Below are 13,778 nucleotides of genomic sequence, written 5' to 3'. Positions count from 1 at the left end.
TAAGCTGTAACCCGTCAGTGTCCTCGCGATGCTGGCGGACGCCACAAAACGCGAGGAGACAGGGGTGAGCAAAACAAGCGATGACAAGTCGCGAGCCGGCCGTTTGCGCCGGGCTCCGGAGAATTTCATCGACGGCACGTTTGCGGCCGACGTCACGCGCGACGGGTTGAACCCTTCGCGACGTGGCTTTCTGCAACGCAGCTTCCTCGCCGCAGGCGCGGCGCTCGCGGGCGGCGCGGCGTTTGCTGCCGACGCACCCAACGGTGTGCCGGGAGCCGGCGATCCGATGATTCTCGAGCCGCGCCCCTGGGCCACGTCGCTCGGTCAGCCTGTGGCGGCGCGTCCGTACGGCATGCCGTCGAAGTTCGAAGCGAACCTGCAACGCCGTCAGTCGCCGGGGCTCACGCAGACGGCGCAGGCTTCGGTCGCCTTCACCCCCCTTCAGGGTCTGTTCGGCATCATCACCCCCAGCGGTCTGCATTTCGAGCGCCATCATCAGGGTTGGCAGGAGATCGACCCGACGCAGCACCGGCTGATGGTGCACGGTCTCGTGCGCGAAGCGAAGGTGTACACGATGGACGACATCATGCGTCTGCCGTCCGTCTCGCGCATGCACTTCATCGAATGCGGTGCGAACACCGGCATGGAGTGGGGCAATGCCGCCGTGCCGACCGTCCAGTACACGCATGGCATGCTGTCGTGCTGCGAATTCACCGGTGTGCCGCTGTCCGTGCTGCTCGACGACGTGGGCGCGGACACGAAGAAGGGCCAGTTCGTGCTGGCCGAAGGCGGCGACGGCTCCGGTATGACCCGTACGATCTCCATGGAGGCGGCGCTCTCGGACGTGCTCGTCGCGTGGGGGATGAACGGCGAGATGCTGCGTCCTGAGAACGGCTATCCGCTGCGTCTGGTGGTGCCGGGCGTGCAGGGCGTGTCGTGGGTGAAATGGCTGCGTCGCATCAAAGTGGGTGACGCGCCGTGGAATACCAAGGATGAAACGAGCCACTACGTCGACCTGATGCCGGACGGCCAGCATCGTCAATACACGTCGATTCAGGAGTGCAAATCCGTCATCACGTCGCCCTCGGGCGGGCAGGCGCTGCTCGATCGGGGCTACTTCAACGTGACGGGCCTCGCATGGTCGGGCAGGGGGCGGATCAAACGCGTGGACGTCTCCACCGACGGCGGCAAGTCGTGGCGCGCCGCGCGGCTCGAATCACCGGTGCTCCCGAAATGCCTCACGCGCTTTAACTTCGACTGGCAGTGGGACGGCTCGCCCGCCTTGCTGCAAAGCCGTGCGGTCGACGAGACGGGCTTCTTGCAGCCGCGCTACCGGCAACTGCGCGAAGTGCGCGGCACCAAATCGATTTATCACAACAACGCGATCCAGACGTGGCAAGTGGCAGCGAACGGGGAGGTGACCAATGTTCACGTCGACTGAGCGTATGCCCATGAACACCCTGCGCCGACGCGCGCAAGCTACGGCAGTCGTTTTGCTCTGGGCCGGTGCGCTGGCCGTGGCGGGGCTGACCGCGACGGCGTGGTTCGCCGAATCCGCGCACGCCGCAACGGCGACGACCAAAGTAACGCAGACGGCAGCGGCATCCCCGGCATCCCCCACCAAGGCACCGGGCGGCATCGGGCGCGACGCCACCCCCGCCGAACTCGGAGCGTGGGACATCGACGTGCGTCCCGATTTCAAGGGTTTGCCCAAAGGGCAAGGATCGGTGGCCGACGGGCAGAAGCTGTTCGATGCGCGCTGCGCGTCGTGTCACGGCACGTTCGGCGAGAGCAACGAGGTCTTCAATCCACTGGTGGGCGGCACGACGGCCGACGACATCAAGACGGGCCACGTCGCCTCGCTGCGCGCGAACAACCAGCCGGTGCGCACCACGCTCATGAAGGTCGATACGGTCTCCACCATGTGGGACTACATCCGTCGCGCGATGCCGTGGAACGCGCCGCGCTCGCTCACGCCCGATGAGGTGTATGCGGTCACGGCCTACATCCTGAACCTCGGCGAGATCGTGCCGGCGGACTTCGTGCTGTCGGATAAGAACATTGGCGACGTGCAGAAACTGATGCCCAATCGCAACGGTATGACGCGTGCGCACGGCATGTGGCGCGTGGGCGACAAACCGGATACCCATAACAAGGCGTGTATGCAGGATTGCCCTGAGGCTGGTATCGTGACGTCCGCACTCCCTGCGTACGCCCGCGACGCACATGGAGATCTGGCCGCGCAAAACCGGGTCATCGGCCCGGTGCGTGGTGTCGATACGAAGCTGCCGCCGCTGTCGGGTACTGCCGCGCAAAATGCGTCGGTGCGCAGGACTGCGGCTCTCGCCACGCTCGGTATGGCGAGTCCGGACGCGCCGGCCCAAACCGCCGCAGCGACGTCACCGGCAGCAACGCTTGCGGATAAGAACGGTTGTCTGGCCTGTCACGGCGTTACCGACAAGAAGATCGGGCCCGCCTTCTCGGAGGTCGCCGCCAAGTACCATGGGCAGTCGAATGCGACTGATGTACTGGTGGCGAAGATACGTGCCGGAGGTGCCGGTAATTGGGGCAGCATGCCTATGCCGCCGCAATCACAGGTTGCAGAGACCGATATCCGTACGATGGTCGACTGGATTCTTCGTGGTGCACATTGAGCGGGCAGGGTGTCCGACGGATGTGCCGATTCTCCAGGCCGCCGCAAGACCCCGTCCCCAACACAAACCGAAGGAGTAAGAATGAAGAAGATGCTCATCGCTGCGGCCATGCTTGCCGGTACTTCGCTGGCTCATGCAGGTGTCGATGTCGCCGCTGCGACCAAGCTTGCGGCTGCCAACGCCTGTATGGGTTGCCACGCGGTCGACAAGAAGCTCGTGGGCCCGTCGTATCAGGAAGTCGCTGCCAAGTACAAGGGCGACAAGGATGCCGTGGCCAAGTTGACGAAGAAAGTGAAGAACGGTGGTTCGGGTGTCTGGGGTCCGATCCCGATGCCGGCCCACCCGAACATGTCGGATGCTGACGCCAAGATCCTGGTGGATTGGGTTCTGGCCGGCGCCCCGGCGAAGTAAGTCAGGGGCAGGGGGCTCGCCGGAACATCGGACGAGCGAACGGCGGCCGGCGTCACGTAGGAAGCTTTTCAGACGTGCGTCGGCGGCCTTCAAAGAGGAAACACACAGAGATGAACCAACAGCGACGCGACATGCTGCGGTTTTCCGCGGTAATGGGACTGGCGGTGGCCGCCGGGCTGATCAAGCCCGAAGAGGCCCGCGCGGCACAGGTGGAATGGAACAAGGCGGCGTTTGCCACCAAGAGCGTGGCCGATACGGTCAAGGCGCTCGGCGGCACGAGCGCGAGCCCCAGCGACCTGGTCGTGCTGACGGCTCCCGACATCGCCGAAAACGGCGCGGTCGTGCCGGTGGCAGTCACGAGCAAGGCGCCGAATACGCAATCGATCGCCATCCTGATCGAGAAGAATCCGAACACGCTCGCCGCGTCGTTCGATATCCCTGACGGCACCGAGCCGTCGGTGACGACCCGCGTGAAGATGGGCCAGACGTCGAAGGTCTACGCGCTGGTCAAGGCAGACAACAAGTACCTCGTGGCCGAGAAGGAAATCAAGGTCACGCTGGGTGGCTGCGGCGGTTGAGCGACGCATCGTATAAGGCTAGAGGAGCACAACATGGGTAATCCGATGCGCATTCGCGCAACCGAGGCCGGCGGTGTCGTCGAAGTGAAGGCGCTGATGAGCCACATCATGGAAACCGGCCAGCGCAAGGACGCTTCCGGTAACATCGTTCCCGCACACTTCATCCAGACGGTCACGGTCACCTGCAACGGCAAGACGGTGCTGACGGCCGAATGGGGTCCCGCCGTGTCGAAGGATCCGTTCATGTCGTTCAAGTTCAAGGGCGGCAAGAAGGGCGACAAGGTCGCGGTGACGTGGACCGACAACAAGGGCGACTCGCGTACCGACGAGGCGACCGTCGCCTAAGGGGCGATGCCGGGAAGCTGTGCGGTGGCGCTCGCGGGAAGGCGGAACGTGTCTGCCCGTGGTGCGCCGAACAACCCACAAAAAGAGGAGAGTCAGATGCTAGAGGCGCAACATAGCGCACGGGTGAGCACCCCACGCGACATCACATCGGCGGCATGGCTGCGCCGTGCCGTGCTCGGTGGCATGCTCGCTATCGCGGGCGTCGCCACGCCCGTCGCCACGGTATTCGCTGCCGACAACGCGACGGCCGACGCCATCGCGCAATATCGCGAAATGCTCGCCGACGGCAACCCGGCGGAACTCATCGAAATGCGCGGCGAAGAGCTCTGGAAGACGCCGCGTGGCCCGAACAACGTCTCGCTCGCGCAGTGTGACCTCGGGCTCGGCGCTGGCGTCATCAAAGACGCCTACGCGCAACTGCCGCGCTACTTCCCGGATACGAAACGCGTGCTCGACGCCGAGTCGCGCATCGTCGAATGCATGGTGAATCTGCAAGGCTTCAAGCGTGCGGACGTCATCAAGCAGCCGTTCTCCAAGGAAGGCCAGGACCCGACCGATCTCGAAGCGCTCACCGCTTATGTGGCGGGTCAGTCGCGTGGCGCGCTCATTCGCATTCCGCAGTCGCACAAGGAAGAGAAGGAAGCGTACGCGCGCGGTCAGAAGATTTTCTATTACCGTGCCGGTCCGTACGACTTCTCGTGCGCGTCGTGTCACGGGGCGGACGACAAGCGCATCCGGTTGCAGGATCTGCCGAACCTGACCAAACCGGCAGCCGCCCGTCAGGCCTTCGCGACGTGGCCGGGCTACCGTGTCTCGCAAGGCGCGCTGCGTACGATTCAGTGGCGCATGTACGACTGCTTCCGTCAGCAACGCATGCCGGAACTGAACTACGGTTCGCAGGCGTCGATCGATCTGATTACTTTCCTCGGTGTGATGGCCAACGGCGGCAAGATGGACGCCCCCGGCCTGAAGCGCTGACCGATTGCGAGGCACACCCATGAAATCATTCGCATTGCGCGCGACGTGTGTCGCGCTGGCAGCGGCCGGGGCTCTCGTCGTCGGCGCGGCCTTCGCTCAGGATGACGGCGTGAAGCGCGCCACCGGTACCACCGACGCGGCCGTCGTGCAGGAACTGCGCGACTCGTTCCGCGGCTCGGGCATCGCACAGCTCGATCGCATCGATCAGAGCGAATTGCAGAAGCTGTGCACGCAGTACGCGACCAAGCCGATGCCGGCGAAGATCGCCGAGCGTCTGCAAAAGGCCGAACTGGCGAACGTCAAGGCACCGGCGGACGGCAAGTACCTCGGCGACTGGAAGGAAGGCGAGAAGGTTGCGCAGAACGGTCGCGGCATGCAGTTCACCGACAAGGCCGACACGGTCAACGGCGGCAACTGCTATGCGTGCCACCAACTGACCAAGAGCGAGATCTCGTTCGGCAACATCGGTCCGTCGCTGTACAACTACGGCAAGCTGCGCGGCGATTCGCCCGAAGTGGTCAAGTACACGTGGGCGAAGGTCTACGACTCGCACAGCTACATGGCTTGCTCCAATATGCCGCGCTTCGGGGCGGCGGGCATCCTGACGGAAAAGCAGTTGAAGGATGTCATGGCTTTGCTGCTCGACCCGGCTTCGCCGGTCAATCAATAAGGCGATTGCCTTTTGTCCTTCGCCGCCTCGGTGCACGAGATGCGGTCGGACGCGCGGGGCGCGATCACTCGATGACGTGATCGCGCTGTCCGGCGGCCGATCGGCGTCCCTGCGTCGGCGGCTTTCGGAGCGTCGCATGAAATCCCAGTTCGCTAATTTCGCCTGGACCGCGCCGACTGGCTGGCGGGGTCTCGTGAAGGCTCGCGTATCGAAGGGACTGTTGGCGCTGCTGGCGGCGGCGCTGAGTGCTGGCGCGATGCTCGCGAGTGCGCCTGCGCAGGCAGTCGAAGTCGGCGACACGGTAACGCTGCCGTCGCTCACCCTGCTCGACGGCAAGACGCTGCCCGCCAGCGCCTTCAAGGACCGCACGGTCATCGTCGAGTACTGGGCGTCGTGGTGTCCGTTCTGTGCACAGCAGAATCCGCACGTGCAGAAGCTCTTTGAGGCAACGCGCGGCAAGCCGATCCAGATCGTCACGCTGTCCATCGACAAGAAGCCGCAGGAGGCCGTCGATTACATCAAGGCGCATGGCTACACCTTCCCGGCGGGCATGGAGACGCCTGAATGGCAGGCGGCGCTGGGTAAGCGTCGCGGTTTGCCGGAGCTGTACGTCATCGGACGCAATGGCAAGGTGCTGCGCAAGGAAGTCGGTGAGATGTTCGGCGAAGACGTGGCGGCGCTCGCGGATTACGCGGGCAAGTAACGTAAGACGACGGCAAGACAGCGGCAAGACAGCGCGAGCCGCTACACCTGGGCACAACACGCAAGAACAATAGCGGCGACGCATCGCGAGAAGCGTGCGCCCCGCAGTGGCAACGGAGACGAGATGAATCGACGCGAGTTCATGCAAGTACTGGCAGTGGCGGCCGCAGGCGGGATGGCGCTGTCGCATCACGAGACGGCAGCGGCCAAGGCGGCTGCGGCGTTCTACGATCTGCCGAAGTTCGGCAACGTGCATCTGCTGCACTTCACCGACTGTCACGCGCAGTTGCTGCCGATCTACTTCCGTGAGCCGAGCGTCAATCTGGGCATTGGCGAGCAGGCCAACAAGGCACCGCATCTCGTGGGCGATGCCTTCCTGAAGGCCTACGGATTGCGTCCCGGCACGCACGATGCCTACGCCTTCACCTATCTCGATTTCGCAGCCGCCGCACGCACGTACGGCAAGGTCGGCGGTTTTGCGCATCTGGCCACGCTGGTCAAACGCATGAAGGCGTCGCGCCCGGGGGCGCTGCTGCTCGACGGCGGCGACACGTGGCAGGGCTCCGGCACCGCCATGTGGACGAAGGGTCAGGACATGGTCGACGCCACGCTGGCCCTCGGCGTCGACGTCATGACGGCACACTGGGAATTCACGTACGGCGCGGAGCGCGTGAAGTCCGTCGTCGAGGAGCAGCTCAAGGGCAAGATCGACTTCGTCGCACAGAACGTGCAGACGAACGACTTCGGCGATCCGGTCTTTGCGCCGTACACCATCAAGACGATGAACGGCGTGCCGGTGGCGATCATCGGTCAGGCGTTCCCGTACACCCCGATCGCGAATCCGCGTTACTTCGTGCCGGACTGGACGTTCGGCATTCAGGAAGAGCGTTTGCAGTCGATGGTCGACGAAGTGCGTGGCAAGGGCGCGCAGGTGGTCGTGGTGCTTTCGCACAACGGCATGGACGTCGATCTGAAGCTGGCGTCGCGTGTGCGCGGCATCGACGCGATTCTCGGCGGCCACACGCACGACGGTGTGCCCAAGCCGGTCGTGGTGGCCAACGCCGGTGGCAAGACGCTCGTCACGAATGCCGGTTCGAACGGCAAGTTCCTCGCGGTGCTGGACTTCGATGTGAAGGGCGGCAAGCCGGTGGATTTCCGCTACAAGCTCCTGCCGGTGTTCGCGAACCTGTTGCCGGCCGACGCGCAGATGCAGGCGCTCATCGAGCGCGTGCGCGCGCCGTTCGCGGCCAAGCTGGCCGAGCCGCTGGCGGTGACCGAAGGCACGCTGTACCGCCGGGGCAACTTCAACGGCACCTTCGACCAGTTGCTGCTCGACGCGGTGATGGCCGAGAAGGACGCCGAAATCGGGTTCTCGCCGGGCTTTCGCTGGGGGACGTCGCTGCTGCCGGGCCAGGCGATCACGATGGAGCAATTGCTCGACCAGACGGCGATTACCTATCCGTACACGACCCTCACTCCCATGACCGGCGAGACGATCAAGACGGTGCTCGAAGACGTGGCGGACAACCTGTTCAACCCGGACCCGTATTACCAGCAGGGCGGCGATATGGTGCGGGTGGGCGGCATGGACTACACCATCGATCCGATGGCACCGATGGGGCAACGGATCTCGGAAATGCGTCTGAACGGCAAGCTCATCGAGGCAGGCAAGACCTACAAGGTGGCCGGCTGGGCGCCGGTGGCGGAAGGTGCGCAGGGTGAGCCGGTCTGGGATGTCGTGGCCCGCCATCTCAAGGCGCAGAAGACGATTGTCGCAAAAGCGCCGAAAGTCCCTGTCATCAAGGGGATGAAGGGGAATTTGGGGTCCGCCTGACGTGCCCTGAAAACACAGGGATTGCGCGTCGGACGGGCAATCCCGAGCAATTTTGTCGGCTGCTCGCCGCACAGGGAAAAATCGATATAATCAGAGCTTCGTGTGGGGCGGTAGCTCAGCTGGGAGAGCGTCGCGTTCGCAATGCGAAGGTCGGGAGTTCGATCCTCCTCCGCTCCACCAAGAATGCAAAAAAGCACCCTCTCGGGAGAGAGGGTGCTTTTTTCTTGCCTTCGCGATTCGGCCGAACATCGGGCCATTCCTCACGAAATGATCAGCGTGACTTCAGCGTCAAATCGGCAAGCATGTCTTCCAGACGCTGGATGACGGTGTCCCGATGGAAGTTGGCACGATAATACGCGCGTCCCCGCTCACCCATATCGTCGCGTTGCGTCGCGCCGCCATCTGCCAGACGACAGGCCAGCGACGCAAGTGCTTCCCCATTGCCCGCGCCGCAGGCGTAGCCTGCCTTCGCCTCTTCAATGACCAGCGCCCCTTCGCCGTCGAGCATGCCCAGGATCGGCTTGCCCGCGGCCAGGTAGGATTGGACCTTCCCAGGAATCGTCATGGCGAAAATCTCGTCGGCCCGAAGCGTGACGAGGAGTGCGTCGGCACCCGCGTAGAACGACGGCATCCGGTCCAGTGGGAAACGTCCGAGCATGCTCACTGTGCTGCCTAAGCCACGTGTTTTGATCTCACTCGCCACCCATGCGGCATTACGTCCGTCACCGACGATGATCCACTGAATATCGGTACGCTCGCGCAGTGCATAAGCCGCATCCAGGATGGCGGGAAAATCCTGCGCTTCACCGATGTTGCCGGCGAAGACGATCTTGAACTTGCCGTCGAACGGTACGAGTTCAGGCGCGACGCTCACGTTTTCGGCGTCGTCGAACAGACTTTCTGCCCAGCTCGGAAGCAGCTCCACACGGGCGCTCTCACCGGCATGTCGACGAATCGCAGGAATGAACGAACGCGATTGCGCGAGTATCACGTCGCACCGGTTGTAGATGAACGTCACAAGTTTGCCGACCCAACCCAGCACGCGTTCGGACTTGATCACGCCGACCGCGCGCAACGTCTCGGGCCAGAGATCGAGCACCCAGAACGCTACCGGCGCGCGTTTGATCCGACGGAGCACGGACGAGGGCAAGCCAACCGTGATCGGCGAGGTTTCATAGACGAAAATCCGATCGAACTTTCGTCCCCTCAGTTTGAACGGTGCGATGAACATGCCGGTGACGACGAACGATGCGTAGTTGAGCATCAATCGCAAAGCGCCATTGCCGCGCGGCAGGAGAGGCACACGAATAACCTCTGCACCTTCGTACTGGGAGAAACCGCCCGGATTGGCGCGAAACTCGTCGAAGATTTTGCCATCCGGGTAGTTGGGGTAGCCGGTAAGAACTGTGACCTGATGGCCGCGCTCGACGAGCGCGGCGGTCAGGTCATTGATGCGAAAGTTCTCGGGCCAGAAGTACTGACTGACGATGAGGATCTTCACGCCCGCCTCAACAATCTTTTCGCCAGACGGTTCGATTGACGTAATCGGTGTAGCTGAGGAGGATCCGCAGGACCTTGTCCGACACGTTCGGCATGGAGTAATCGGCGACCGGACGAAGCAAGCGCGTCTCGCCAACAGGTTGATCGCGAAGCACGTCCAGTGCCTGCATGACGCGTTCGGGATTGAGTCCCGTCATCATCACGGAGGCCTCTTCCATCGCTTCGGGGCGTTCGTGCGCCTCGCGAATGTTCAGCGCACGGAAGTTGAGGATCGACGACTCTTCGCTGATCGTCCCGCTATCGGACAGCACCGCCCGCGAGTACTTCTGCAGTTTGTTGTAGGCGTGAAAGCCCATCGGTTTGAGCAGTCGGACGTTGTCGTGGAAGCGAATGCCCATCGCGTCAATACGCTTTTGAGTGCGTGGGTGCGTCGAAACGATGACCGGCTCGTTGTAGGTCTGTGCGACCAAATTCAGCGTGAGTGCCAGATTGTTGAGCAAGCGGTCGGAGTCGACATTCTCCTCGCGGTGCGCGCTGACGACGAAATACTTGCCCGGCTCGAGACCGAGAGATTCCAGTGAATCGGCTTTCTCGATGTCGTCCAGATAGTGGGTCAGGACCTCGAACATGGGGCTGCCGGTCTTGATGACGCGGTCAGGCGGCAGCCCTTCGCGCAGCAGATATTCGCGCGCGATATCGCTGTAAGTCAGATTGATATCGGCCGTATGGTCGACGATGCGGCGGTTCGTTTCTTCGGGCACGCGCTGATCGAAGCAACGATTTCCGGCTTCCATATGGAAAATCGGAATCTTGCGGCGCTTCGCGGGAATCGCAGCGAGACAGCTGTTGGTGTCGCCGAGGATCAGCAGGGCATCCGGTGCTGTCTGCGCCAGCACCTTGTCCACGGCAATGATGACGTTGCCGATGGTCTCTGCTGCGTTACTTCCCGCCGCGTTCAGGAAATGATCGGGTTTGCGAACCGCGAGATCACGGAAAAAAATCTCGTTGAGTTCGAAATCGTAGTTTTGCCCGGTGTGAATCAGTACGTGCTCGCAGTACTGATCCAGTTTGGCCATCACGCGCGAAAGACGGATGATTTCCGGTCGTGTGCCGACAACGGTGGCAACCTTGAACTTCTTCATTCAAACCTCGTGGGCAATCGTGTCGGGCAACGCGCGATCGAACATCTCGTTCGCCCAAAGCATGACGATCAATTCATCGGTACCGATGTTGGTGATGTTGTGCGACCAGCCGGGAATGGTCTCTACGACCTGCGGCTTTTCGTCCGACGTGATCAGTTCAGTCGTCTCGCCAGTCACGATATGGCGAAAACCGAAATGGGCACGCCCTTTGAGCACCAGAAACTTCTCATTCTTCGTGTGGTGGTAATGCCCACCTCTCGTCACACCCGGGTGCGCCGTAAAAAACGAGAATTGTCCCGAGTCCTTCGTGCGCAGCATTTCGACGAAGACACCGCGGGCGTCACCGTGCGGCGTAAGGTCGTAGCTGAACTGGCCGGGACGTAGCACGCTCAGATAAGTTGCGTACAGCGCTCGAACGAGCCCGGTGCCGACCGCCGGCGTGGTAATCGACTGACGGCTGGCCTCGAATTCGCGAATATGCGCGGCCAGCTCGCCGACCGTGCATTGATAAGACGGCGTTACCTCGGGCCACTGCACGCCCTGAGTCGGTGCATCGAGCAAGCCGACCAGCGCCTTGCAAACGTCGTCGACGTACACGAGATGAACGACAGCCTCGGGGTCATGAATCTGAATGGGCAGGCCGTTCGCGATGTTGTGGCAGAACGTAGCGACCGCCGAGTTGTAATTCGGCTTCGCCCATTTGCCGAAAACATTGGGCAGTCGATAGATATACGCGGGCGCACCACATTGGGCGGCGAGCTTCGCGATGCTGTCTTCTGCGGCGCGCTTGCTCTGACCGTAGGGGTTGTCTCGCTCGGCTTGAATGGACGACGTGTAGGCGATCGGGATCGCGCGACCGCTGGCGAGAACCGCTTGCGTCAGCGATTCGGTCAGACCTGCGTTGCCGGTGTCAAATTCGGCGGGATCCTGGGGGCGGTTGACGCCCGCCAGATGGAAGATGAAGTCGACGCCGTCGAGCAAGGCAGGCAACCGCTCAGTGGCCATGTCGCGCGTGAAGGGGACGACTTCGATCTTGCGTTCGTGCAGGTGAACCGCCAGATTCTTGCCAATGAATCCGTTGGCGCCGGTGATGAGCACGCGCATGCTTTACGCCTCCGGAGTGACGTACTCGCCGCGCGCGATAGCCTGGATGAAAGGCAGCTTCATCAACAGCGCAGTCATTCCCGCCTCGTCCAGTCGCTCGGTGTTGTGCGAGTTGTAGTCGGTCGCTTCCGAAATTCTTGTTTCGCCCTGTTCGACGAACTTGCCGTAATTCAGATCGCGCAGATCGGGCGGCACGCGGTAGTAGTTGCCAAGATCCTCGGCCGCGGCCATTTCCTCACGGCTGAGCAAGGCTTCGTAAAGCTTTTCGCCATGACGCGTTCCGATGACACGAATCTCGTGGTCGGGCTTTTTCATCAGCGACACGAGCGAGCGAGCCAGATTCTCGATCGTCGAAGCCGGTGCTTTCTGAACGAAAATGTCGCCGGGCGAGCCGTGTTGGAATGCGTAAAGCACGAGATCGACGGCGTCATCCAGCGTCATCATGAAGCGCGTCATTGACGGGTCGGTAATCGTGATGGGTTTGCCCTCACGAACCTGTTCGACAAACAGCGGAATGACGGAGCCGCGTGAGGCCATCACGTTGCCGTATCGGGTCGCACAGATGACGGTGCTGTCGCTGCCGCGCGATTTCGCGACGATGACCTTTTCCATCATCGCTTTCGAGATGCCCATCGCGTTGATGGGATAGACGGCCTTGTCCGTACTTAGGCAGACGACTCGCTTCACATTGCAATTGATCGCTGCTTCGAGAACGTTTTCCGTCCCGAGCACATTGGTCTTAACGGCTTCCATCGGATGGAATTCGCAAGACGGCACTTGTTTGAGCGCGGCGGCGTGATAAATGAAATCTGCGCCGCGCACGGCGTTGAGCACAGATTGGTAGTCGCGCACGTCCCCGATGAAGAACTTCAGCTTCGGGTCGTTGTACTTTTTGCGCATGTCGTCCTGTTTCTTCTCGTCGCGGCTCAGAATTCGGATCTCTTTCAGATCCGAATTGAGAAAGCGACGCAGGATCGCGTTGCCAAATGAACCGGTGCCGCCGGTGATCAGGAGAACTTTGCCTGCAAACATGGGGAGTCTCGTCTAATAGTGGTGATCGCGACGCGCAGCGCGCTCACGCTCGGGGCAACGCCGCGAGAATCATTTCGTCGCGTTGCGCCAGGGTCGGATAATTGATCAAGACGGCGCGATAAGCACCCTTGAAAACAAACAGACTGCCAGCGGCTGCGCCAATGACGCCACAGCGTCCGATGAGCTGTCCAAGGTCATCCAACGATCCGGCACCGCCGAGAATCGTGATGGGAATGCTCACCGTCTTGCGAAGCTTCTCGGCCAGCGCAAGATCGTAGCCCTTCATCTGGCCATCGTTATCGATCGAGTTGACGACGATCTCGCCAGCGCCGTTCTTTGCCGCTTCCAGCGCAACGTCAAAGACGCTGCGCTTCGTGTTTTTCGTGCCGTTGTGCGTGTAGACGTCATAGTCGCGGCTCAACATGCGCTTCTTCACGTCGAGCACGACGACAAGGCTCTGTCGGCCGATTTCGTCGGAGATGCGCGTGACGAGTGTCGGATCAGCCAGCGCAGCGGCGCTAATGGCGACCTTTTCGACACCCAGGCCGATAATGCGCTTAGCTTGCTCAGCAGTGCGCACACCTCCGCCATAGCACAACGGCATGCGGCACTCGGCTGCCATGTGTGCGATGAGCTTGTAATCGGGCTCGGCACCGTTGGCGGTGGCGTCGATATCGACGACGATCAGTTCGTCCGTTTCCTTCTCATTGAAGATCTTGACGGCATTGATCGGGTCGCCGACGTACTTGGGCGATTTGAAATGGACGGTCTTGACGAGGCCGCCTTCGTGAATCAGCAAGCAAGGAATGATGCGCGGGCGCAGCATTG

Annotated in this window: 14 protein-coding genes and 1 tRNA gene; 10 read left to right on the top strand and 5 right to left on the bottom strand. The window is 61.9% G+C overall.

Features of this window, described 5'->3' with window-relative positions; genetic code table 11:
* Positions 1-28 precede the first annotated feature (28 nt).
* The 10 genes from soxC to PAQ31011_RS22885 all read left to right on the top strand — a co-directional run bounded on the left by soxC (position 29) and on the right by PAQ31011_RS22885 (position 8,352).
* Complete coding sequence (soxC, locus tag PAQ31011_RS22930; protein ID WP_150577993.1) at positions 29-1,441, top strand: sulfite dehydrogenase; 1,413 nt, start codon at positions 29-31, stop codon at positions 1,439-1,441.
* Positions 1,425-2,654, top strand: coding sequence for a c-type cytochrome (locus PAQ31011_RS22925; RefSeq protein ID WP_246179740.1), 1,230 nt, complete (start codon positions 1,425-1,427; stop codon positions 2,652-2,654). Before soxC ends, PAQ31011_RS22925 begins: the two co-directional genes overlap by 17 nt.
* Positions 2,655-2,735: 81 nt before the next feature.
* Entirely contained in the window at positions 2,736-3,065 is a 330-nt protein-coding gene (locus PAQ31011_RS22920; RefSeq protein ID WP_150577992.1) for a c-type cytochrome, read from the top strand.
* A 110-nt stretch (positions 3,066-3,175) separates the two neighbouring features.
* Complete coding sequence (gene soxY / locus PAQ31011_RS22915) at positions 3,176-3,643, top strand: thiosulfate oxidation carrier protein SoxY (protein WP_039393898.1); 468 nt, start codon at positions 3,176-3,178, stop codon at positions 3,641-3,643.
* 33 nt (positions 3,644-3,676) lie between these two features.
* Positions 3,677-3,988 carry a thiosulfate oxidation carrier complex protein SoxZ gene (gene soxZ, locus PAQ31011_RS22910; protein ID WP_044457410.1) on the top strand — a complete coding sequence of 104 codons (312 nt, stop codon included), beginning with the start codon at positions 3,677-3,679 and terminating at the stop codon, positions 3,986-3,988.
* Positions 3,989-4,171: 183 nt separating this feature from the next.
* Entirely contained in the window at positions 4,172-4,966 is a 795-nt protein-coding gene (soxA, locus tag PAQ31011_RS22905; RefSeq protein WP_425495137.1) for a sulfur oxidation c-type cytochrome SoxA, read from the top strand.
* A 19-nt stretch (positions 4,967-4,985) separates the two neighbouring features.
* Positions 4,986-5,636: a sulfur oxidation c-type cytochrome SoxX gene (soxX, locus tag PAQ31011_RS22900; RefSeq protein ID WP_150577991.1), complete on the top strand. Its 651-nt coding sequence runs from the start codon at positions 4,986-4,988 to the stop codon at positions 5,634-5,636.
* A gap of 256 nt (positions 5,637-5,892) precedes the next feature.
* Positions 5,893-6,339 carry a TlpA family protein disulfide reductase gene (locus PAQ31011_RS22895; protein ID WP_150578100.1) on the top strand — a complete coding sequence of 149 codons (447 nt, stop codon included), beginning with the start codon at positions 5,893-5,895 and terminating at the stop codon, positions 6,337-6,339.
* 123 nt (positions 6,340-6,462) lie between these two features.
* On the top strand, positions 6,463-8,172 hold the full coding sequence (gene soxB, locus PAQ31011_RS22890) for a thiosulfohydrolase SoxB (RefSeq protein ID WP_150577990.1): 1,710 nt from the start codon (positions 6,463-6,465) through the stop codon (positions 8,170-8,172).
* 104 nt (positions 8,173-8,276) lie between these two features.
* Positions 8,277-8,352: transfer RNA gene (locus tag PAQ31011_RS22885), tRNA-Ala, on the top strand.
* Between the two features lie 91 nt (positions 8,353-8,443).
* Here PAQ31011_RS22885 and PAQ31011_RS22880 read toward each other — a convergent pair.
* The 5 genes from PAQ31011_RS22880 to PAQ31011_RS22860 are packed head-to-tail and all read right to left on the bottom strand — an operon-like array spanning position 8,444 to position 13,776.
* A complete protein-coding gene (locus tag PAQ31011_RS22880) occupies positions 8,444-9,673 on the bottom strand; it encodes a glycosyltransferase family 4 protein (RefSeq protein WP_150577989.1) in 1,230 nt (409 codons plus the stop codon).
* A gap of 7 nt (positions 9,674-9,680) precedes the next feature.
* A complete protein-coding gene (gene wecB, locus PAQ31011_RS22875; protein ID WP_150577988.1) occupies positions 9,681-10,814 on the bottom strand; it encodes a non-hydrolyzing UDP-N-acetylglucosamine 2-epimerase in 1,134 nt (377 codons plus the stop codon).
* Positions 10,815-11,918, bottom strand: coding sequence for a UDP-2-acetamido-2,6-beta-L-arabino-hexul-4-ose reductase (gene wbjC, locus PAQ31011_RS22870; protein WP_150577987.1), 1,104 nt, complete (start codon positions 11,916-11,918; stop codon positions 10,815-10,817).
* A 3-nt stretch (positions 11,919-11,921) separates the two neighbouring features.
* A complete protein-coding gene (locus tag PAQ31011_RS22865) occupies positions 11,922-12,950 on the bottom strand; it encodes a polysaccharide biosynthesis protein (RefSeq protein WP_150577986.1) in 1,029 nt (342 codons plus the stop codon).
* A 43-nt stretch (positions 12,951-12,993) separates the two neighbouring features.
* On the bottom strand, positions 12,994-13,776 hold the full coding sequence (locus PAQ31011_RS22860) for an AglZ/HisF2 family acetamidino modification protein (RefSeq protein WP_150577985.1): 783 nt from the start codon (positions 13,774-13,776) through the stop codon (positions 12,994-12,996).
* Between the last annotated feature and the right edge of the window lie 2 nt (positions 13,777-13,778).

The sequence above is a fragment of the Pandoraea aquatica genome, from assembly GCF_902459565.1.
Taxonomy (GTDB): Bacteria; Pseudomonadota; Gammaproteobacteria; order Burkholderiales; family Burkholderiaceae; genus Pandoraea; species Pandoraea aquatica.
Note: the sequence above shows the minus strand (reverse complement) of the source record. Positions and strands in the feature narration are given on the sequence as shown.